Consider the following 20555-nt stretch of genomic DNA (forward strand, 5'->3'; position numbering starts at 1 on the left):
GCTGGCCCGGCGCAAGCCTGCGTCAGACCCCCGTCGATCTAACCGTCGAGGCGGTCGAGCAGTGCCTTTTCGTCCGAAACGCCTTCGCGCAACAGAGAAAGGATGCGATAGGCGAGGTCGGTCTCCTCGTCGGCACCGACGGCACGCTTGTTCAAGATGGAGCGGAGCACCGTCAGTTCGCGGCCCGAAAGCACGCCCAGACGCTCCGGTGCGCCAAAGGAAAATTCCATTATTATCTCTTGAGCGCACCCGACATGCGCTTGATCCGCTGGCTATGAGCCAATCCCTACAAAGCGGAATCATAGATGATTCAGTGCTTGACACAAGAAGATTTTACCGGGCCGCTTTTTTCGGGAGCCGCGTAAGCGCGTTACGGCGCGTGCTCAGGCACCCTGGCCGACCACCAGAGACAGCCCGCCGTCGATGACGATTGTCGAGCCCGTCATGTATTCGGCTGCCGGCGAAACGAGGAAGGCGACGAGGTCGGCGACCTCTTCCGGACGGCCGCCCCGGCCCCACGGAATGTTCTTCTCCAGGCTCTCGCGATGCTCGTCGTCCTTAAGTGCCTTTTCGTTCATCGGGGTCAGGATCATGCCCGGATCGACGGAGTTGACGCGGATCTTCAGCGGGGCGCATTCGAGCGCCATGGTGCGCGTCAGGTTGCGCACGCCGCCCTTCGCCGCGTCGTAGGCCGGCGCGCCGGCTACCATGACAGCGGCGTGGATCGAGGAGATGTTGACGATCGATCCGCCGCGGCCCGCCTTGCGCAGGTTCTGCACGAAGCGGCGGGAGGCGAAGAACGGACCGTCGAGATCGGTGGAAAGCAGCGTGCGCCACGTGTCGGTTTCCATGTCGGCGACCTCCGTGCCGGTCATGTTCATCCCGGCGGAATTGACGAGCACGCTCGGCACGCCCAGTTCGTCCGCGGTCCGGTCGAAGGCCGATTCGACGTCCGATTCGGTACCGACATCCGCCTGGATCGCGATCGCCTTGCGGCCTTCGCCGCGAACCTTGTCGCGAACCTCTTCCGCGCCGTCTTCGTCGCTGTGGTACAGGAGGGCGACGTCGTATCCCGCTCTGGCGAGCGCCAGCGAACATGCCGCGCCCACGCCCGAATCACCGCCCGTGATCAGGGCAACGCCAGGATGGTCCGTGTCGGGCATGCGAGAACTCCCTCAAATCCGGGAAACGAAGGCTGCTTGCGGCATGGATCGCAGGTTCTGCCAAACCGGCCACAAGCGCAGAACCCGCAACACCGTTTCCGGTTGCACGTGCGCTCGCGAAAAATTCGCCGGTGAAAACTGATTCTCGACGTCGTTCGCAGATCCGGGCATGGCCGATTAACTCCCGATTAACCATCCGCGCGATACATCTCGACAACGGAAAATTAAGGCAGATGACCAAAGTGCTAACCAAGACCGATCAACGCCCCATCCGCCTCAAGGGCCGCTCCTTCCTGGCGCTGGTCCTCGCGCCGGAAATGCCGTTCGAGGAATGGCTCGGCCGTCTGGACGATCTCGCGTCGCGGTCGGCGGGCTTTTTCCTTGGCCGTCCGGTGGTGCTCGACGTCGAAGGGCTGCAGGTCTCGCGCGCCGAACTCCAGGCGATGATCGAACAGCTGGCCGAGCGCAACGTGCGCATTATGGGCATCGAGAACGCCAAGCCTTCGCAGATCGGGCCCGGCATGCCGCCGGCCATGCGCGGCGGGCGCCCGGCGGACGATTTCGCCGCACCTGCCGAGGACGCCGAACCTGCCGGTCAGGCATCGCAGTCCGGCGAGGCGAAAGCTTCTCCGTCCGCCGATGCGCCGCAGGTACGCGCCACTTCATCGATGATCATCGACACGCCCGTGCGTTCGGGCCAGTCGATCATCTTTCCCGAGGGCGATATCACGGTGGTCGGTTCGGTCGCTTCCGGCGCCGAGCTCGTCGCCGGTGGTTCCATCCATGTCTACGGCACGCTGCGCGGTCGCGCTCTCGCCGGATCGGTCGGCAACGCCTCGGCACGCATCTTCTGCCACAAGCTCGAGGCCGAGCTTCTGGCGATCGATGGCCTCTACAAGACGGCCGAGGACATGGAACCGAAACTCAAGGGCAAGTCTGTGCAGCTCTGGCTCGACGGCGATGCGATCCGGGCAGAAACGTTCAACTGAGCCGGCGCGCGGCTGGTGATGAGGAGAGGACAATGGCGAAAGTAATCGTGGTAACCTCAGGCAAGGGCGGCGTCGGCAAGACGACGTCCACGGCCGCGCTCGGCGCTGCGCTCGCGCAGCGGGGCGAAAAGACGGTGGTCGTCGACTTCGACGTCGGCCTGCGCAATCTCGACCTCGTCATGGGGGCGGAGCGCCGGGTCGTCTACGACCTGATCAACGTGATCCAGGGCGACGCGAAGCTGCCGCAGGCGCTGATCCGCGACAAGCGGCTCGAGACGCTGCACCTGCTGCCGGCCTCGCAGACGCGCGACAAGGAAAACTTGACGGAAGACGGCGTCGAGCGCGTCATGGACGAGCTGCGCAAGTCCTTCGACTGGATCATCTGCGACAGCCCGGCCGGGATCGAGCGCGGGGCGACGCTCGCCATGCGCCACGCCGACACCGCAGTCGTCGTGACCAACCCGGAAGTCTCGTCGGTGCGCGACTCCGACCGCATCATCGGTCTTCTCGACTCCAAGACGGCGAAGGCCGAACGCGGCGACAAGATCGACAAGCACCTGCTGCTCACCCGCTACGACGGGGCACGCGCCGAACGCGGCGACATGCTGAAGGTCGACGACGTTCTCGAGATCCTGTCGATCCCGCTGATCGGCATCATCCCGGAAAGCATGGACGTGCTGCGCGCTTCCAATGTCGGCTCGCCGGTGACCATCGCCGACGAACGCTCCGAGGCCGCGATCGCCTACAGGCAGGCGGCGCAGCGTCTGGCCGGCGAGAACCTTCCCGTTGCGCTGCCGGGTGAACGGCGCGGCTTCTTCGGCAAGATCTTCGGGCGGAGGGCGGCATGAACATCTTCCGCTTCTTCGCCAAGGAATCGTCCGCGCCGGCGGCGCGGGACCGTCTGCAGGTGCTTCTCGCGCACGAGCGCGCCTCGGTCGGCGACAACGACCTCGTCTCGAAGCTGCGCGAGGAGATCCTTGCCGTCATCGCCAAGCACGTGAAGGTCGGCGACGACCAGGTCAACGTGAAGATGGACCGTGGCGATCAGGTGTCGACGCTTGCCGTCGACATCGAGATCCCCCTCGAAAAGGATGCCCGCGCGGCCTGAGTGCCGCGCGAGCGTCGTTCGCGTTCCCGTACCGGCAGAGGCGCCGGGCGGATCCGGTAGAAAAGGAGTTGAGCCATGAGCAGAGCAGCCCTTCTCGAACGCCTCAAGGAACTTCAGGAAACGCCGAAGTTCCGCAATCGCGACATCAGAACGATCAGCGCGATTCTCTCGAACGAAGCTCTCGCCCGGCATATCGCCGTGTGCGAGGAACAGGCCGCCGCCTACGGCGAACGCCAGAGCGCCTGAAAATCCCGACCGTCCATGACGGCCGCTGCGGAGGCGGCCGTCATGGTCCAGCCTATTCCTTCGCGTTCTGCCGCTTCTGGCCGAGGCCCGTCTGCTTGGCAAGCTTCGAGCGACGCTCGGCATAGGCCGGCGCGACCATTGGATAGTCGTTCGGCAGGCCCCACTTCTCACGGTACTCCTGCGGTTCCAGGTCGTGCTGCGAGGCAAGGTGGCGCTTCAGCGACTTGTGCGGCTTGCCGCACTCGAGGCAATAGATTTCCTCGTTCTTCAACGCCTTCTTGAGCGGAACGGCCGGCTTCTGCGGCTCTTCCGCGGGCGCTTCCGTCCTGGCTTCGCCGGTCCGCGCGAGGGCGTCGTGAACCTGGTGGATCAGGTCCGGCAGTTCGCCAGCCGGTACGATGTTCTTGCTGACATAGGCAGAGACGATGCTGGCGGTCAGCTCGATCATCGTTTCGGGGTCTTTTTCGTATTGCTCGGGGTTGTCCAGCATCGTTTTCCAGTCTTTTTCAGTTTTGATTTGCAATCGGTCTCGACGGCTCCAATAGCCGCGGGGATGAACGCGACATATCAGCGGAAGTTCATCAGATCGAGAGCTTAACGGCAAAGAAAAGCTGGTCAGCGGAAATAATCGACACACGGTGCTTTGTACTGAGAGCCCGAACCTGTTCTTCATCCATCGGACGCGACGGCGTGACGCTATACTTCCGGTGGCTCGATCACGAATGTTTGTTCGCCACTGGCTGCATGAGGCACGTTTTTTCTCTCCACTTGGAGCGATCCGGGGTGGCCGTCAGGCGGCGCGCACGCGCAGGCCGTCGAGAAAGACGTCCATCAGCCGCATGACGTCGGCGCGCCATGTCCGTCCATCCGGAGTCATGTGGCAGGTGCCGACGAGCGAGCGCAACAGTTCCTCCGCCTCGATGTCGGACCGGATGAGCCCATCGTCCCGTGCCCGTTCCATGAGCAGGTCCGCGGCCGTGCTCAGCCGGGCGAGCGAATCGGCGTAGAGTTGCGCACGGCCATCCGCCGCAAGCGCAAGGGCGGCGAGCATGCCCTTCTTGGTGGCGACCAGATCGACATTGGCGCGAAGCCACGCGGCGAGGGCGGCCATCGGTTCGTCGGTTCGCGAAAGGCGTTCGGCGAGCGCGACGACATCGTCCACCTCGCTGCGGTAGACGGTTTCGAAAAGCACGTCCCGGGTCGGAAAATGCCGATAGAGCGTACCGATCCCGACGTCCGCGCGACGGGCGACCGCTTCGAGGCTGGCATCGGGCCCGCCCGTCGCGAAGATCACCCGCGCCGCATCGACGAGACGCTGGCGATTGCGCAGCGCATCGCTGCGCGGCCGTCGCGTTGCCTTCGTTTTTCCCTGCTCCACTTTCTTTTCCATCGATTGGCCACTTGAAACCGGAGGCCCCCTCCGTATAGTTTTTCGTCAGGTCGCACGACCGTCTTTCACCGCCCTGGCGACGTGTTTGTCCCGTCGGGCCGTGAAAGTCCATCGATCGAAACCATCACTACGATCGGAACCACGATGACGCTTTCCATTCATCTCACCGTGAACGGGGCCGCGCAGGACGTCGCGCTCGACGATCCCCGGGTCACGCTCCTCGATCTGCTGCGCGAGCGGCTCCATCTGACCGGCACCAAGAAAGGCTGCGACCGCGGCCAGTGCGGCGCATGCACCGTCCTCGTCGACGGCCGGCGCGTCAATTCCTGCCTGACGCTCGCCGCCAGCCTCGAAGGCGCCGAGGTGCTGACGATCGAGGGTGTCGCCAGGGGCGACGAACTTCACCCGGTCCAGGCCGCCTTCATCGCCAATGACGGCTTCCAGTGCGGTTACTGCACGCCGGGCCAGATCATGAGCGCGATCGGCCTCATCAGCGAAGGCCGGCTCGACGGCGATCCCGAGCGTGTGCGCGAGGGAATGAGCGGCAATCTGTGCCGCTGCGGCGCTTATGCCGGCATCACGAACGCCGTGCTCGAAGCCGAAGCGACCATGAGCGAGACCGCGAAGGAGGCCGCCGAATGAAACCCTTCGATTATGTTCGTCCGGCAACCATCGAAGAGGCGGTCCAGGCCGGCTCCATGGAAGGCTCGGCCTTTCTCGCCGGCGGCACCAACCTTCTCGACCTGATGAAGGGCGGTGTCGTCGAGCCGCAGCGCATCGTCGATGTCACGCACCTGCCGGATCTTTCCGCCATCGACGCCACGTCGGACGGCGGCGTTCGCATCGGCGCGCTGGTGCGCAACGCCGACCTTGCGAACGACGCCGATTTCGCCGGGCGCTTTCCGGCCGTCGCCGAGGCGCTGCTTTCCGGCGCGTCCGGCCAGCTCCGCAATGCCGCGACGGTCGGCGGCAACCTGCTTCAACGCACGCGCTGCCGCTATTTCTACGACGTCGCGAGCGCCTGCAACAAGCGCGAGCCGGGTTCGGGCTGCGACGCGCGCGAGGGCGAGAACGACGGCCTTGCGGTTCTTGGATGGAGCGATCGCTGCATCGCCACGCATCCGTCCGACTTCTGCGTGCCGCTCGTCGCCTTCGATGCCGTGGTCGAGATCGCCGGCCCGTCCAGACGCCGGGAGATCGCGCTCGAGGAGTTCCATCGGCTTCCAGGGGAAACGCCGGAAAAGGAGAGCGTGCTCGAACCCGGCGAGCTGATCGTCGCCGTTCGGCTGCATGCCGAATCGATCGCGTTCTGCGCCAACCAGCGATACCTCAAGGTGCGCGAGCGCACGTCCTACGCCTTCGCCGTCGTTTCCGCGGCGGCCGGCCTCATCGTCGAGGACGGCAGGATCACGCAGGCCCGCCTGGCACTCGGCAGCGTTGCACCGAAGCCGTGGCGTGCACGTGCCGGCGAGAACCTGCTTGCCGGCCAGAAGCCGGAACGCGCCGCCTTCGAACGGGCGGCCGAAGCAGCACTCGCCGAAGCGAAGCCTTCCGGTGACAACGCCTACAAGATCGACCTCGCACGCCGCCTGATCGTGCGCGCCTTCGAGCGCGCGGCGGCGGGCACGCCGAACCCGCTGCCGGCACTGCCGGCTTCCCCCTTCGCCCATTCCCCGGAGGCCGCTCATGTCTGACCTGCCGCTTGCTTCCTCGCCGGCCCATCGCCGGCACGGCTCGAACATGGGCCAGCCCATGACGCGCCGCGACGGCATCCTGAAGGTGACGGGTAGCGCCACCTATGCTGCCGACAACCATCCCGAAGGCATGCTGCACGCCGTCATGGCTGTCAGCGCCATCGCCAGCGGTCGCGTGAGCGCGCTCGACGTCGCGGCGGCGAAGGCCCATCCCGGCGTCGTCGAGGTCATGACGCCGGAAAACCGGCCTGCGCTCGCCAAGGATCCCGAGGATCGCGACAACCCGTTCATGTTCCGCCTGGACGTGCTGCAGAACGATCGCGTGCGCTACGCCAACCAACCGATCGCCGTCGTCATCGGCGAGACGCTCGAAGCCGCGCAGGAAGGCGTCCGGTTGCTTTCGCCGAAATACGAGAGCGAAACGCCGAACGTCGGCCTGGACGGGGCGGAAAGCTTCGTGCCGGAAGCCGTCGGGCCGGGCGCGCCGCCCGCTGCGAGCATCGGCGATTTTGATGCCGGCTACGCGGACGCGCCGACGCGTGTGGAGGCGACCTACGAGACGCCGCCGCAGTACCACAACGCGATGGAACCGCATGCCATCGTCGCGCACTGGACGGCGAAGGACCGACTGTCCATCGATACGCCGAGCCAGGGCATTTCCGCGGCTCTCGGGCGGCTTTCCGGCCTCTTCGGCATACCCGTCGAAAACATCGAGATCCGCACGCCCTTCCTCGGTGGCGGCTTCGGTTCCAAGGGTGCCGTCGTCAGCCCGCAGGTCCTCGGCGTGCTCGCCGCGAAGCTCGTCGGCAAGCCGGTCAAGCTAGTTACCCGGCGCGACCAGATGTTCGGCCCTGTCGGCCATCGCGCGCCGACGCGCCAGACCCTGAAGCTCGGTATCGGCGAGGGTGGACTGCTCGGTGCCATCTCGCACCATACGAAGACGCTTTCGAGTGCGTTCGACGAGTTCTTCGAGGGGTCGTCGGCGGCTTCGCACACGCTCTATGCGAGCCCGGCGATCGCCACCTCGCACGAGGCAGTGCGTGCGAATACCGGTACGCCGATGTTCATGCGCGCGCCCGGCGAAGCCTCGGGTTCCATCGCGCTCGAAGGCGCGATCGACGAGGCGGCGGAAGCCTGCGGCATGGACCCGCTGGCCTTCCGCCTCGCCAACTATGCCGAGAAGGAGCCGATCTCCGGCAAGCCGTTCTCTTCCAAGCGCCTGCGCGAATGCTACGAACAGGCGGCCGCACGCTTCGGCTGGGAAGAGCGCACGCTCGCTCCCCGCTCGATGCGCGACGAGGATGGGCTGCTCGTCGGCTGGGGCGTCGGCACCGCAACCTTCCCGGCGGTGATGTTCGCCGCCGAGGCGCGTGCCGTCATCAAGGCCGACGGCAGCGGCGTCATGGAATCGAGCATCGAGGACATGGGGCAGGGTGCCTGGACGGCACTGGCGCAGATCGCCGCCGACGGTCTCGGCATCGACATCGAGGAACTGACCTTCCGCGGTGGCGAATCCGGTCTGCCGGATGCCGGCGTGGCCGGTGGTTCTGGACATACCGCGACGGCTGGCAACGCCATCCACGCCGCCGGCGTCGACGTCGTCCGCAAGCTCGCCGAACTGGCGACGAACGACGAGCAGTCGCCGCTCTTCGGCGCGGGCAATGCCGGTGTCGACGCGCGTGACGGACGGCTCTACCGTCGCGACGACGAAACGCGCAGCGAAAGCTATGCGGACATCCTCGCGCGCGCCGGGCTTTCCGAGATCGAGGGCAGCGGCACCGGTGCTGCCGATTCGGCGGCGCAGGAGCATTACGCCCTTCACGCGCACGGCGTGGTGTTCGCGGAGGTGAAGGTCGATCCGGACCTTTGCCAGATGCGTGTCAGCCGGCTGGTCGGCGCCTTCGCCGCCGGGCGCATCATCAATCCGCGACTGGTCGAAAGCCAGCTCTTCGGCGGCATGATCTGGGGCGTCTCGTTCGCCCTTCACGAGGGTGCGAAGGTCGACCGGCGTTCCGGCAAGGTGATGAACGGCGATCTCGCCGAGTATCACGTTCCGGTCAATGCCGACGTTCCCTCGCTGGAGGCGATCCTTGTCGACGAGGAGGATCCGCACGTCAATCCGCTCGGCATCAAGGGCGTCGGCGAGATCGGCATCACCGGCTCCGCCGGCGCCATCGCCAACGCCATCTGGCACGCGACCGGAACGCGGGTACGCCGTTTCCCGGTCCGGATCGCCGACCTCGTCTGACATGGACGGTTGAGAACGATCGCCGCCCTGCATGTAGGCGCGGGGCGGCGATTTTCATGGGCGCTACGGCCGGAAGGCGAGCGGGACCGTGAAGGTCCAGGACGAGCGTCCCGCCGCTTGCGGAATGTCGGGAAAGGGCGCGGCCCGGCGCACGGTCGCGGCTGCGGCGCGGTCGAGGATCGACGACCCGGAACTGCGCACGACCCGGACATTGGTGACGGACCCGGAGGCCAGCACGGTGAAGCGCACATGTGCCTCGCCGCGAAGGCGCCGACTGCGCGCGGATGACGGGTAGCGCAACGCGCGGCGCAGTCCGCTCACGATCTTTCCCGGATAGTTCGAGACCGCGGCGTTGCCGGCTGCGGTGTTCCGTCTTTCGGAGCGCGTGGTCGACCGGCGCGACGAAGCGCTCGATGAAGACGATCGGCCGCTGTCGGCACGGCTTTTCCGCGTCGTGCGCGCGGGTTCGGATGTTTCCTTTCGCTCCGCACGACGCTGCGGTTCGGGATCCCGTTTTGGCGGGGTGTATTCCGGGCGGGCGACGGGGAGGGGAACCTCGTCGATATGCGGGCCGGGCTCGGGTTCGGGCTGGATCGCCTGTTCCCGCTCGGCCGCGTTCGAAACCGGCGACGAAGGCAAAGCCGCTTCGGGTGCGAGTGGCTGCTCGGACGGTTCGAGAGCTTCGTTCACCGGTTCGTCGGAGGCGACCGCCACGTCCGCGGCTTCCGAGCGCACCGGTCGCGCTGTGCGATCGGCTGGCTCGGCTTGCTGCGCATCGGGGGTCGAGGCTTCCACGGCTCGCGCATCCGCCGGTTCGTTCACCGTTTCATCCCGGCGATCGGGAACGACGGCGTCTTCGTCCGGCGCGCGTTCGGCCGGTCGCGTCGTTTCCACCGGCTCCGCCGTCGCCGTCGCGATGCTCGCCAATGCGTCGTCCATCACGCGCAGTTCGCCCGGCTGCCCACCTGCGATGCGCACCGGCTCGGGCGGAGAAATGAAGGCGGCGACTATGGCCGCATGGATGACGAGCGAGCCGGCGACCGCCATCGTGGCGACCAGAACGCGCGAACCGGTCGGCCGCACGCCCATCACGAATTCGCCCTGCGGGTGATCAGCGTGATGCCGGCGACGCCATGCTCGCGCAGCCTCGAGATCAGGTCGACGAGTGTGGTCGCAGGTAACGCCTCGTCGACAACGAGCTTCAGCTTCTCGCCCTGTCGCGCCCCTTCGCCATCGGCATCCCGCACCGAAAGGTAAGCATCGATTGACGTTTCGTTGCCGCGGAAGCGAAGTGTTCCATCCTTCATGACGACGAGGGCGTCCGGCGGCTGCGTTCGGGTGGCCTGCGTCGTCTCGATCATCGTCAGGGCCGGATCGAGCGGCGAGGCGAGCGTTCCGGCGACCATGAAGAAGATCAGCATCAGGAAGACGATATTGATCAGCGGGATCGTGTTCTCCCGTTCGGGCTTGGGGCGGGGTCGCGCTAGCTTCATCGGCGCGTCTCTTCCCCGGCACGCCCGGCGATGGAAAGATCGAGGTCGGTTCGGGCGCGAACGGCTTCGACGGCGGTGACGAGACGCTGCGAATCGACGCCACCGCCGACGAGGAGAACGGCGGCCTTTCCACCGACACGCGACAGACGGTTCATCTCGTCGATGGCGGCATCGGCATCGGCAAATTGCTGGCCGTTGACGCTCCAGTCTTCGGCACCGAGGCGCGCGATGATCCGAGGGGCCGTTCCGCCGCCACTGCCGGCGCGGCCGCCGGCAATATCGACCGAGGCGAAACGGGTGAATGTCGAGCTCAGCATGAAAAAAAGAAGCAGCAGGAAGATGATGTCGATCAGGGAAGTCAGCGAGGGGCGCCGCGTACGGCGTGCCGATCGTTCAATGCGCATGACCGGCCATCGCGTTCGGGGCGGCGCGTTCGGCGACGGCCGCGCCCCGGGTACCCGTCGGCTCGCTCCGTGCATTCACCCGGTCGCTTGAAACGAGGGCGCCGGTGATCGTTTCGACGGCGACCCGTTCGTTCTCGACGCGTGATTCGAACCAGGTCAGAAGCAGCGATACCGGCATCGCGACCGCGAGCCCGACGGCCGTCGTCAGCAACGCCACCCAAATGCCGCCCGCAAGAATCGACGGATCGACGGAGTTCGCGGCCTGTTGCAGCTTCTGGAAGGCCTCGATCATACCGAGCACGGTGCCGAAAAGACCGAGCAGCGGTGCGATCTGCGCGATCGCTTCGAGAGCACGGAAGCCGCGCTGGAGATCGTGCAGGCTTTCGGCTGCCATGCGCGTAACCTCTTCTTCCACCGCGACGGACGGCACGCCGCGTGCCCGCATGGTGAGCGCCGTGTCCATCGTGCGCGAGACGAGCGAGCGATCACGCGCGACGAGGCGTTCGGCCTCGCTGGTGCGCGCGCGGGCGACGAGATCCACGGCACGGCGTGCGTTCTGGTGGCGACCGACACGCTGTCGGAAGAACTGCACCATCTTGGCGAGCACGAGCGCAATCGCCGCGACCGAAAGCACCAGAAGCAGCGCAACGACCGCACCGCCGAGGGCGACGAGCGAGGAGACGGCTTCGAAAAGCGGCATCGCGAAGGCCGGTACCACGGCGTTCATCGGGTCAACTCCGTATCGGTGCGCGAAGCGGTGGATAGGTGGGCGAGGCAGGCTCCGGGCTCCGGCCCCTCGCATTCCGGCGCGTCGTTGACGAGGATGCGCGAGACGTTCGCACAGTCCGTTCCGGGAACGTCGAAGCGGCGAACGCGCATACGTCCGGCGGGCAGGCCCTGGAAATCGAGGGAGGTCATCCGGTCGACCAGCCCCTTTCCGTCGAAGAGCACGACCTGAACGGTGAGGCCGGCGATATCCCGCTTCATGGCGTTCTTCGCCACGAAGGTGAAGCGACAGCCCTTGTCCGAGCTTTCGAGCCTGTTGAGTTCGATCGAGAGCGCGCCGTCGTCACCTTCGGCTGCACGGGTGCCGGTGGATACGGAAAGGCTTGCGGCAAGGACGATGGCCGCGAGAGCGCCGGACGAAAGCCCCTGTATGCTCATGCCGCCCTCGAAGAAACGGCTACGCGACCGATGGCTGGATGCACCGTCTCCGTGGGTGAGCAGGGGGCAAGAACGAGCGGCATGGCTTTCCTCTCATGGAAGACACGCTGGCTGGCTCGCGGCTGGCTGGCGGAAGATGGATCGACGATTTCGACCGGCGCGGTGAAGCGGGATCTTGCGATCGCTATAAAACATGATATTTGGAGTCAAGATATATCGACGCATCACGACTGCCGAGCCAGTGAAAGCGAGCCAGGCGCAGCGAAGGGCATAGCGATCGTGACGAGACACACGCCAACTCCCGAATTATCGACGCCACCCGAGGAGCCGGGGCAGGGAACCGGCGAGGCCGGTCGATCCTCTTGGACGAGCCGCGAACTCTTCGGACCTCGCACCGAGATCGGCATCGAGCATGGCGGGGCGCTCTACCGCCTGAAGATCACGCGCCAGGGAAAACTGATCCTCAACAAGTAAGGAACAGCGCCGGCGCGATGAGCGCGCCCGACGATTTTCACGTCATGGAGAGACGGGCATGGTTTCGATGGGGTGTCCCTACGATCTGGACCCGCAGGCCTATCTGGCGCGCTCGCCGGAGCGACTGACGCTTCAGGGGTATCGCGGCTGGACCTGGGCGATCGCCAGCCGTTCGCCGAAGCCCTGGCGCGAAGTGCGCCGGCTGTATGCGGACGAACTGCCGGAGTGCGCGCCGGCGACGCTCGAAGCGCTTAGCCATTTCGTGGAAACGCTCGGCCTTTGCGCCAGCTGCCCGCTGCGCATGCGCCGCTGCGAAGCCAAAGGCGTATGCCGGGACGAGGCGCTGGTGCTCGCGCTCGTCGCCGCCATCCAGCATGCGGACTCGCAGGCGATCGAACGCAGCCTTTCGGCCATGTGCCCGGTGCAGGTCGAACGGGTCGGCGAGGCGGCGGCCAGTTTCGCCATCATCATGAAGATGCAGGATCGCGTGCTCCTGCCGATCCCGGCCTCGGTGATCGAGCATATTCTCGAACGTGCTGGAGATCCGTTCGAGCCGGCATCGAAAACGCTGCACTGATCGCACGAAGCCGCATGGGCGGGATCGAAGGGCGGTTCGCGGTCCGGCGACCCTATGCCTGGCGCGACGGAACGCCTATGACGGTGGTGCGAAGAGGAGGCCATCATGCGTGAACCCGTCATTCTTTCCGAAACCGCGATGAAGGGCACGTTCGTCGGGCGCGTTTGGCGCGACGATGTCGGCGGCCCATCCCTCGTCGTGCTGCGCGAGGGACGCCTGATCGACGTTACCTGCCGCGCGTTCCCGACCATGCGCGACCTTCTGGAAACGGACGACCCGGCGGCCGCGGTCAAGGCTGCCGAAGGCGACGATCTCGGCCCCCTTGACGCGTTCTCGAACGCCGGCGGCGAACCATGTGCAGAAGGCATGCACCTTCTGGCGCCCTCGGACCTACAGGCGGTGAAGGCCTGCGGCGTGACCTTCGCCCGCTCGATGATCGAACGCGTCATCGAGGAAAAGGCTGCCGGCGATCCGGCGCTCGCGCTCAGCATCCGCGAACGCGTGAGCGGTATCATCGGCGATAGCCTGCGCGACCTGAAGGCTGGATCCGATGATGCGTCGAAGGTAAAGGCGGCTCTCATCGAAGAAGGCGTGTGGTCGCAATATCTGGAGGTCGGCATCGGCCCGGATGCGGAGGTGTTCTCCAAATGCCAGCCCATGGCCTCGGTCGGCTGGGGCGCGGAGATCGGCCTTCACCCCAAATCGAAATGGAACAATCCGGAGCCGGAAGTGGTGCTTGCCGTCGACAGTCGCGGGCGCACACTCGGCGCCACGCTCGGCAACGACGTCAATCTGCGTGATTTCGAAGGGCGCTCGGCGCTGCTTCTCTCCAAGGCCAAGGACAACAACGCCTCATCGGCGATCGGACCGTTCGTCCGCCTCTTCGACGAAACCTTCGGCATCAACGACGTGCGCGCGGCCGAACTCGACCTCGTCGTCGAGGGTGAAGACGGCTACCGGCTCGAGGGGCATTCGTCGATGGCGGAGATCAGCCGGGATCCGCTCGACCTCGTCGCTCAGACCATTGGTCGCCATCACCAGTACCCCGACGGCTTCATGCTCTACCTCGGCACGCTCTTCGCGCCGGTGGAGGACCGCGACGTTGCAGGGCAGGGCTTCACCCACCATGCCGGCGACCGCGTTTCGATCTCGACGCCTGCCCTCGGCACGCTGACAAATACGGTGCGCCTTTCGACCGAATGCCCCGAATGGCACTTCGGCGCCGGTGCCCTGATGCGCAACCTCGCGGCACGCGGCCTGCTCGGCTGAAACGTATCGCCGTCGCTATTCGACGAGAATCGCGCGAAAGTCGTTGACGTTCGTGCCGGTCGGGCCGGGTGCGAAGAGGTCGCCGATGGCGTCGAAGGCGCTCCAGGCGTCGTTGTCGACGAGAAGCGCGGCTGCGTCGCAACCGGCCTTGCGCAGTCGTGCGATGCTCGTGCCGTCCGCGAACGCGCCGGCATTGTCCTCGCTGCCGTCGATCCCGTCGGTATCGGCCGCGAGCGCGTGGATCGTCTCGAAGCCGGCGATATCGAGTGCCAGGGACAGGGCGAACTCACTGTTGCGCCCGCCTTTTCCGGTGCCCGAAAGCGTCACGGTCGTCTCGCCGCCCGAAAGCAGGACGCAGGGTTTGGCGAACGGCCGTTCGCGACTCGCGATCTCGCAGGCGATCGCGGCATGAAGATGAGCGGCCTCCCGCGCTTCACCTTCGAGCGCATCCGACAGGATGTGCGCGGCCACGCCCATCCGTTCGGCTGCAGCCTGTGCGGCTTCGAGCGAACGCGCCGCCGAGGCGACGATCCGGACGGTATTGCCGGCAAAGCGCGGATCCGCGGGATGCGGCGCCTCGCAGGCCGGGCTTTCGATATGGCGCCGGATCGCTGGTGGCACGTCGATGCGATAACGGTCGATCGCTGCCAGCGCATCGGCCCGCGTGGCTGCGTCCGGTACCGTCGGTCCGGATGCGACGAAGGCCGGCACGTCGCCGGGAATGTCCGAAACGATCAGGCTCACCACCCGAGCGGGTGCGGCTGCCGCGGCGAGCCTGCCGCCCTTGATGCGCGAGGCATGCTTGCGGATGGTGTTCATCGCCGAGATCGGCGCGCCGGAGCCGAGCAACGCCTTAGTCAGCGCGATCTCGTCCTCGAGCGTGACGCCTTCCGGCGGTGCCGGCAACAGGGCCGATCCGCCGCCGCTGACGAGGGCGACGACCAGATCGTCCTCGCAAAGATCGGAAACGGCGCCGAAGAGCGCTTCGCTCGCCGAGAGCCCCGCTTCGTCGGGAACCGGATGGCCGGCCTCGATCACGCGGATGCGTTCGCACGGCGCGGCGTAGCCGTATCGCGTGACGACGACGCCTTCGAGCGGTCCGTTCCAGCGCCTTTCGAAGGCACGGGCAAGCTGGGCTGCACCCTTTCCGCACCCGACGACGACGAGCCGGCCTTTCGGAGGCTCTGGAATGAAGCCTTCCAGGCACGTCTCGGGATCGGCTGCGGCGACCGCTGCAAGAAACAGCGATTCGAGCAGGGCGCGTGGGGCAGGTGGCACGGGCGACCTTCCTTTCGGTGACGAGTGCCGAAGCGGGTGGACCTCAGCCCTTCTTCGACGCCTCGTAGCGCGCGCGGGTTTCCTCGTTCATGGGATAGAGACCGGGCAGTGCGGCACCGGCCCTGACCTCGTCCATGATCCAGCCCTCGGCCCGTTCCTGCTCTGCGGCTTCCGCGGCGACCTCTTCGACGAGCGCCTGCGGAACGAGGACCGCGCCGTCATTGTCGGCGACGACCAGATCGTCCGGGAAGACGGCGACACCGCCGCAGCCGACCGGCTCCTGCCAGTTGACGAAGGTGAGGCCCGCGACCGAAGGCGGGGCGGCGCGGCCGGCGGACCAGACCGGCAGGCCGGTTTCGAGAACACCGTCGAGATCGCGCACGACGCCGTCCGTGACGAGCGCGGCGACCTCTCGGCGAACCATGCGCTCGCACAGGATGTCGCCGAAGATGCCGGCATCGCCGACGCCGTCGGTGCCGGCGACGGCGATGCAGCCGCTCGGCATCGATTCGATCGCCGTTCGGGTGGAAATCGGCGAGGACCAGGACGCCGGTGTCGCGAGGTCTTCCCGGGCGGGCACGAAGCGCAGCGTGAACGCCGGACCGACGATGCGGCCCTGGCCTTCGCGCAACGGGAACGGCCCGCGCATCCATACGTTGCGCAGCCCCTTCTTGAGAAGGACGGTCGTCAGCGTCGCGGTGGCGACGGTCTGAAGCGTTTCGATGATGGAAGCGTCATAGGCCATGGCGGTCGATCCGGGAATATCTGTGCGGCCTGGCGATGCGCCGGCCGCGGTCCTGTCGGATCGCGAAGGTAACCGGCCTGGAACGGAAGGACAACGGCCCGGATTGCGGTTCGCCGATATGCGAAAGGCCGCCCCGCACGCGGCGGGACGGCCTTTCATGGACGAAGAACGTCCATAGACGGGATCAGTTCGACTGGCTGTCGCTGTCCGAGGAGGACGACGTTGGCGTGTTGCTATCGTCCGACGTATCGCCCGAGCTACCCGACGTGCTGCCGCTATCGTTCATGCTGCCGGTATTCGAACCCGACTGGTCGGAGCCGGACGCATTCGAGCTGTTGCCGGACGACGTGCTCGCGTCGTCGCCGGACTGCGAGGAAGACTGCGATCCGCCCTGCATCGAGCCCGACTGGTTCGAGGCGTCGCGCTCCTGGTTCATCACGTCGGAGACGCTGCTGTTCGGCGTGCTCTGGCAGTCGAGCATGATGCGGCGAATGGGGATCGCGTAATAGCCCTTGTCGTTCGAACTCGAGGATGAAGACGAGCTCCCGCTGCTGCCCTTGTTCTGCCCGGCCGAATAACCGTTGATGTAGTAGAGAACGCTCGCCACGTCGGCGTTGCGCAGCGACGAGACCTGCTGGCAGGTGACGTCGCTGCCGTTCGTTCCCTTCAGCCGATCTTCGGTGCTGGAACCCTGCGGCTCATGGTTCTGGCCGTAATTCTGGCCGCCATTGCCCGAACCGTTCTGCATGCCGTTCTGGCCGGACATATAGGGGTGGCCGCGATACGAATTGGCTTGCCCCTGCTGCATGCCGGACGATCCTTGCTGGCCGTAGGATTGGCTCTGCTGGCTACCGTAGTTCTGCTGTCCGTAGGAGCCCTGCTGACCGCCGTAGTTCTGTTGGCCGCCCTGTCCGTAGGAACCACCTTGCTGGCCGTAGGAACCGCCTTGCTGGTTTCCATAACCCTGCTGGCTCTGCTGCATCTGCCGGTAATTCGAGTTGTAGCCCGGATATCCGCCGTTCATCCTCGGATGCATCATCGGCTGGCTGCCGTTCTGCGATCCGCCCTGGTAGGACTGGCCGGCATTGCGCGGCGCCGGGTAGCGGTTCTGCTGCGGGTTATAGTTCGGATAGGGCATGCCGTTGTTCTGCTGGTAGCCGTTCTGGCCACCATTGCCCTGATAGGACTGCTGGTAGTTCTGGCCGTCGCCATAATACTGGCCGCCATTGCTGCCACTGGAACCGTACTGCCGACCGCCGCCTTGCTGCCCGTAGTTCGGCTGCCCGTAATCCTGCTGTCCGTAATTCTGCTGCTGTCCCTGCTGGTTGCCGCCCTGGTAGCCGTTCTGCCCGTAGCCCTGCTGCTGCTGACCTTCGGAGACGCGGTTCGAGTTCGGGTTGTAGAAATGGTTGCGGTCGGCCTGGTACTTCTGGTGATAATCGAACGGATAGCCGCTCTGCGTGTCGCTGTTGCTCGGGTTGTAGTTCTGCTGACCCCGGTTCTGCTGGCCGTAGTTCTGCTGGCTCTGGTTCTGGCCGTCAAAACTCCCGTTGTTGTAGCCGTAGGAGGGGTCGAAATTGTTCGGTGACCAGCGATAGTTCATGCCGTTCTGGTTGTTGCCGGCGTTCTGCGCCAGGGCGATACCCGGCATGGCCGTTGCCAGGGCGAGGGCTGCGGTCACGGTGGCGATGGTTCTGGTTTGCACGGCGGATCCTCCATGTTTTTGTATCGGCGGCAACGCGATCTGAACGTCGTCCGAGTACCCAACCGATCGAACTTCCGGGTCGTTCCGGCGCGAATATGAAACTTTTTTAATGTATCGGGATGTGAGCCCTATGGGCCGACGTCGATGCTCGCTGATCTTGCGAGGATATCGCTCGCGCCCGCCGCTTCACCGCGTTGACGCTTTGAAGGGTGAGTCGTACATCGACGGTGGGGCCAAGCAGAAAAGGCGACGTATGATGGATATTCGCAAGATCGACGAAGAATATGCCGTTTCCGGCCAGATTGCCGCTGAAGACGTGCCGCAAATCCGCGAGATGGGCTACCGGGCGATCGTCTGCCACCGTCCGGACGGCGAGGCGGAGGACCAGCCGGCCTTCGAGGAAATCCGCCGTGCCGCCGAGGGCGAGGGACTGGAAATCCGCCAGATCCCGGTCGGCTCGATGGGGGTCACGCCGGACAACGTCCACGCCATGGTCGACGCCCTCGACGAGATGCCGCGGCCGATGCTCGGCTTTTGCCGTTCCGGCGCGCGCTCGACCCGGATCTACGAACAGACGCGGCATATCCGGTCCTGAACGCCGCTCTTGCCTGCCGGAATAACGAAAAAGAGCCGGCCGGCACCGCTATAGATTGCGGCGGCATGCCGCACTGCCTACCTAGGGGGTCCGACGGGAGGAGTACGGCACCTTTGCGTGCCCTTTTTCCCGAGCCTTCCATCCGGCGCGCGACGCGTTCCGGCCGCACTGAATGCGAGTTCGACACCGCCGAATGTCCATTTTCCGTGTCTATCTCGTCGCCGTCATCGTCACCGTTGTTGGTCTCGCGCTCGGCGGATGGATCGGATACGTCTACAAGGACACGGTGAGCGGCGCGGCATCGACCCTGCTGATCTGTATTTTCCTCGCCGTTCTGGAAATATCGCTTTCCTTCGACAACGCCATCGTCAACGCCCGCATCCTGCGCGGCATGTCGGAGACGTGGCAGAAGCGCTTTTTGACCTGGGGCATTCTCATCGCCGTGTTCGGCATGCGGATCGTCTTTCCGCTGGCGATCGTCTCGATCGCGGCATGGATCGACCCGATCGCCGCCGTCCGCATGGCGATCATGCAGCCGCAGCAATATTCCCACGTCATGGAACAGGCGCATCTCGGCATCGCGGCCTTCGGCGGCGCGTTCCTGATGATGGTCGCGCTCACCTTCTTCCTCGACCGCAAGAAGGATGTGCACTGGCTGGGCTTTCTCGAACGCCCGCTCGTCGCGCTCGGCAAGGTTCGCGCCGTCGAAGCCGGCATCACGCTCGCGCTCCTGATGCTCTTCGCCATGCCGCTCACCGGCGACGACTGGAACGATTTCGTCGGCTCGGGCGTGTGGGGCGTCGTCACTTTTCTGGTGGTGGAAGGGGCCGGCAAGTGGATCGATGAATCCGCCGTCACCAGCACGGCCGGCAAGGCCGGGCTCGGCGCGTTCCTCTATCTCGAAATGTTGGATGCGAGCTTTTCCTTCGATGGGGTCGTCGGCGCGTTCGCGATTTCCAACAACCTCTTCGTCATCGCCATCGGGCTCGGCATCGGCGCCTTCTACATCCGCTCGATGACGATCATGCTCGTCGAGCGCGGCACGCTCGCGCAGTACCGCTACATCGAGCACGGCGCGTTCTACGCCATCCTCGTGCTCGCGATCATCATGTTCGCGCAGGCCGAGCTGGAGATTCCCGAGTACGTGACCGGGCTTGCCGGCGCGACGCTGATCGCGCTCGCCTTCTTCTCGTCCGTGCGCTACCGCCGCCGCCACGGCGACGAGGCCGAAGCGGCGGCGGAACCCGCCTGAGCCCCGCCGCCGGAAACGTCTATTTCAGGACTTCGTCGAAGAAGCTGACGAGCCGTCGCCAATGGCGTTCGGCCCCGGCCTCGTCGTAGACGCCATGGTCGGGCACGGCCCATCCATGCGCCATGCCGACATAATTTTCGAGCATGTAGTTCACGCCCGCCTCGCGAAGGCTCTTGGCCAGCGTCGCGGAATGCTCCGGCGGGCAGCTCTTGTCCTCGCCGGCGGTGCCGATATAGATCGCGCCCTTCATTTCTCCGGCGCGCTTATGGGGGCTCGTCCCGGCATCCGTCACGAGGCCTCCGCCGTGGAAGCTCGCGGCAGCACCCACACGCTCGGGGTAGGCCGCGGCCGCCGTCAGCGCGTGCTGGCCGCCCATGCAGTAGCCGACCGCGCCGACCTTGCCGTTCGCGCCGTTGTCGGCGAGCGCCTGCAGATAGGCCTTGGTGTCCTTCTCGACGACGTCGACCGGCGTATCCTTCATCATGCCCTTCATGCGGGCGGCCGTATCCGGGTCGTCGAAAGCCGTCCCGGGATCGAAGGAATAGGGGCCGAAACGGTAGAAAAGGTCCGGTACGAGGACCACGAAGCCGTTGTCGGCGAGCCGCTCGCCCATCCGGTCGAGGCCAGGGCGTGGGCCGAAGATGTCCATGTAGAGCACGACGCCGGGGTTCGTGCCCGTGCCGTGGTCGGGTGTGAAGAGGCCGGCCTTGGCCGTGCCGTCGTCGGTCGCAATGTCGATGTCCCGCTTGCTCATGATAGCC

The 20555-nt window shown here is 65.7% G+C and carries 25 protein-coding genes; 12 read left to right on the forward strand and 13 right to left on the reverse strand.

Translation table 11 applies throughout. The features are described from left to right. Nucleotides 1-38: 38 nt before the first annotated feature. Together FJU11_RS06335 and FJU11_RS06340 are read right to left on the reverse strand one after the other, a co-directional pair. Entirely contained in the window at nt 39-230 is a 192-nt protein-coding gene (locus tag FJU11_RS06335) for a hypothetical protein (RefSeq protein WP_141166194.1), read from the reverse strand. Between the two features lie 153 nt (nt 231-383). Next, nucleotides 384-1163: an SDR family NAD(P)-dependent oxidoreductase gene (locus FJU11_RS06340; protein ID WP_141166195.1), complete on the reverse strand. Its 780-nt coding sequence runs from the start codon at nt 1161-1163 to the stop codon at nt 384-386. 233 nt (nt 1164-1396) lie between these two features. Between FJU11_RS06340 and minC the strand changes: the two genes are divergently transcribed. The 4 genes from minC to FJU11_RS18250 all read left to right on the forward strand — a co-directional run bounded on the left by minC (nt 1397) and on the right by FJU11_RS18250 (nt 3506). Then, complete coding sequence (gene minC / locus FJU11_RS06345) at nt 1397-2152, forward strand: septum site-determining protein MinC (protein WP_141166196.1); 756 nt, start codon at nt 1397-1399, stop codon at nt 2150-2152. A gap of 32 nt (nt 2153-2184) precedes the next feature. Next, the gene (minD, locus tag FJU11_RS06350) at nt 2185-3000 is read left to right on the forward strand and encodes a septum site-determining protein MinD (protein WP_141166197.1); all 816 of its coding nucleotides are present in this window, start codon (nt 2185-2187) and stop codon (nt 2998-3000) included. Beyond that, complete coding sequence (gene minE / locus FJU11_RS06355) at nt 2997-3260, forward strand: cell division topological specificity factor MinE (RefSeq protein ID WP_141166198.1); 264 nt, start codon at nt 2997-2999, stop codon at nt 3258-3260. The genes minD and minE overlap by 4 nt, the downstream gene beginning before the upstream one ends. A 75-nt stretch (nt 3261-3335) precedes the next feature. Then, a complete protein-coding gene (locus FJU11_RS18250; protein ID WP_181408068.1) occupies nt 3336-3506 on the forward strand; it encodes a hypothetical protein in 171 nt (56 codons plus the stop codon). Nucleotides 3507-3558: 52 nt separating this feature from the next. Here FJU11_RS18250 and FJU11_RS06360 read toward each other — a convergent pair whose 3' ends face one another. Then, complete coding sequence (locus tag FJU11_RS06360; protein ID WP_141166199.1) at nt 3559-3996, reverse strand: MucR family transcriptional regulator; 438 nt, start codon at nt 3994-3996, stop codon at nt 3559-3561. A 300-nt stretch (nt 3997-4296) separates the two neighbouring features. Beyond that, nucleotides 4297-4884 (reverse strand): TetR/AcrR family transcriptional regulator, encoded by a 588-nt coding sequence (locus tag FJU11_RS06365; RefSeq protein ID WP_328591719.1) that lies wholly within the window; start codon nt 4882-4884, stop codon nt 4297-4299. Between the two features lie 156 nt (nt 4885-5040). Between FJU11_RS06365 and FJU11_RS06370 the strand changes: the two genes are divergently transcribed. The 3 genes from FJU11_RS06370 to FJU11_RS06380 are packed head-to-tail and all read left to right on the forward strand — an operon-like array spanning nt 5041 to nt 8838. Then, nucleotides 5041-5538 (forward strand): (2Fe-2S)-binding protein, encoded by a 498-nt coding sequence (locus FJU11_RS06370; RefSeq protein WP_141166201.1) that lies wholly within the window; start codon nt 5041-5043, stop codon nt 5536-5538. Next, nucleotides 5535-6590: an FAD binding domain-containing protein gene (locus tag FJU11_RS06375; RefSeq protein WP_141166202.1), complete on the forward strand. Its 1056-nt coding sequence runs from the start codon at nt 5535-5537 to the stop codon at nt 6588-6590. The genes FJU11_RS06370 and FJU11_RS06375 overlap by 4 nt, the downstream gene beginning before the upstream one ends. After that, the gene (locus FJU11_RS06380) at nt 6583-8838 is read left to right on the forward strand and encodes a xanthine dehydrogenase family protein molybdopterin-binding subunit (protein WP_141166203.1); all 2256 of its coding nucleotides are present in this window, start codon (nt 6583-6585) and stop codon (nt 8836-8838) included. Before FJU11_RS06375 ends, FJU11_RS06380 begins: the two co-directional genes overlap by 8 nt. Nucleotides 8839-8901: 63 nt before the next feature. Here the strand turns inward: FJU11_RS06380 and FJU11_RS06385 are convergent, their stop codons facing one another. From FJU11_RS06385 to FJU11_RS06405, 5 genes are read right to left on the reverse strand one after another with little or no spacing between them, the layout of a single operon-like run. Continuing rightward, entirely contained in the window at nt 8902-9927 is a 1026-nt protein-coding gene (locus FJU11_RS06385; protein ID WP_141166204.1) for a TonB family protein, read from the reverse strand. Then, nucleotides 9927-10331 (reverse strand): ExbD/TolR family protein, encoded by a 405-nt coding sequence (locus FJU11_RS06390; RefSeq protein WP_141166205.1) that lies wholly within the window; start codon nt 10329-10331, stop codon nt 9927-9929. The genes FJU11_RS06385 and FJU11_RS06390 overlap by 1 nt, the downstream gene beginning before the upstream one ends. Continuing rightward, the gene (locus tag FJU11_RS06395; protein WP_141166206.1) at nt 10328-10735 is read right to left on the reverse strand and encodes a biopolymer transporter ExbD; all 408 of its coding nucleotides are present in this window, start codon (nt 10733-10735) and stop codon (nt 10328-10330) included. Before FJU11_RS06395 ends, FJU11_RS06390 begins: the two co-directional genes overlap by 4 nt. Next, nucleotides 10725-11462, reverse strand: a complete 738-nt coding sequence (locus FJU11_RS06400; protein ID WP_235890848.1) for a MotA/TolQ/ExbB proton channel family protein — start codon at nt 11460-11462, stop codon at nt 10725-10727. The genes FJU11_RS06395 and FJU11_RS06400 overlap by 11 nt, the downstream gene beginning before the upstream one ends. Next, nucleotides 11459-11899 (reverse strand): hypothetical protein, encoded by a 441-nt coding sequence (locus FJU11_RS06405; RefSeq protein WP_141166207.1) that lies wholly within the window; start codon nt 11897-11899, stop codon nt 11459-11461. Before FJU11_RS06405 ends, FJU11_RS06400 begins: the two co-directional genes overlap by 4 nt. Before the next feature lie 276 nt (nt 11900-12175). On the opposite strand from FJU11_RS06405, the gene hemP reads away from it, so the two are divergent. The 3 genes from hemP to FJU11_RS06420 all read left to right on the forward strand — a co-directional run bounded on the left by hemP (nt 12176) and on the right by FJU11_RS06420 (nt 14219). After that, nucleotides 12176-12373, forward strand: a complete 198-nt coding sequence (gene hemP / locus FJU11_RS18830; RefSeq protein ID WP_407946669.1) for a hemin uptake protein HemP — start codon at nt 12176-12178, stop codon at nt 12371-12373. A 58-nt stretch (nt 12374-12431) separates the two neighbouring features. Beyond that, nucleotides 12432-12950, forward strand: a complete 519-nt coding sequence (locus FJU11_RS06415; protein ID WP_141166208.1) for a hypothetical protein — start codon at nt 12432-12434, stop codon at nt 12948-12950. Between the two features lie 105 nt (nt 12951-13055). Beyond that, a complete protein-coding gene (locus tag FJU11_RS06420; RefSeq protein WP_141166209.1) occupies nt 13056-14219 on the forward strand; it encodes a fumarylacetoacetate hydrolase family protein in 1164 nt (387 codons plus the stop codon). Nucleotides 14220-14234: 15 nt separating this feature from the next. On the opposite strand, the gene FJU11_RS06425 is transcribed toward FJU11_RS06420, so the two are convergent. From FJU11_RS06425 to FJU11_RS06435, 3 genes are all read right to left on the reverse strand, one after another. Beyond that, nucleotides 14235-15497 carry a glycerate kinase type-2 family protein gene (locus FJU11_RS06425; RefSeq protein WP_141166210.1) on the reverse strand — a complete coding sequence of 421 codons (1263 nt, stop codon included), beginning with the start codon at nt 15495-15497 and terminating at the stop codon, nt 14235-14237. Between the two features lie 43 nt (nt 15498-15540). Next, complete coding sequence (locus FJU11_RS06430) at nt 15541-16242, reverse strand: ribonuclease activity regulator RraA (RefSeq protein ID WP_141166211.1); 702 nt, start codon at nt 16240-16242, stop codon at nt 15541-15543. Between the two features lie 184 nt (nt 16243-16426). Further along, entirely contained in the window at nt 16427-17947 is a 1521-nt protein-coding gene (locus FJU11_RS06435; protein WP_141166212.1) for a hypothetical protein, read from the reverse strand. A gap of 256 nt (nt 17948-18203) precedes the next feature. On the opposite strand from FJU11_RS06435, the gene FJU11_RS06440 reads away from it, so the two are divergent. Together FJU11_RS06440 and FJU11_RS06445 are read left to right on the forward strand one after the other, a co-directional pair. Further along, on the forward strand, nt 18204-18542 hold the full coding sequence (locus tag FJU11_RS06440; protein WP_141166213.1) for a TIGR01244 family sulfur transferase: 339 nt from the start codon (nt 18204-18206) through the stop codon (nt 18540-18542). A gap of 193 nt (nt 18543-18735) precedes the next feature. Then, nucleotides 18736-19794: a DUF475 domain-containing protein gene (locus FJU11_RS06445; protein ID WP_141166214.1), complete on the forward strand. Its 1059-nt coding sequence runs from the start codon at nt 18736-18738 to the stop codon at nt 19792-19794. A gap of 19 nt (nt 19795-19813) precedes the next feature. Here FJU11_RS06445 and FJU11_RS06450 read toward each other — a convergent pair whose 3' ends face one another. Then, entirely contained in the window at nt 19814-20548 is a 735-nt protein-coding gene (locus tag FJU11_RS06450; protein ID WP_141166215.1) for a dienelactone hydrolase family protein, read from the reverse strand. Nucleotides 20549-20555 lie beyond the last annotated feature (7 nt).

It is taken from the genome of Pararhizobium mangrovi, assembly GCF_006516965.1.
In the GTDB taxonomy this organism is placed as follows: domain Bacteria; phylum Pseudomonadota; class Alphaproteobacteria; order Rhizobiales; family Rhizobiaceae; genus Pararhizobium_B; species Pararhizobium_B mangrovi.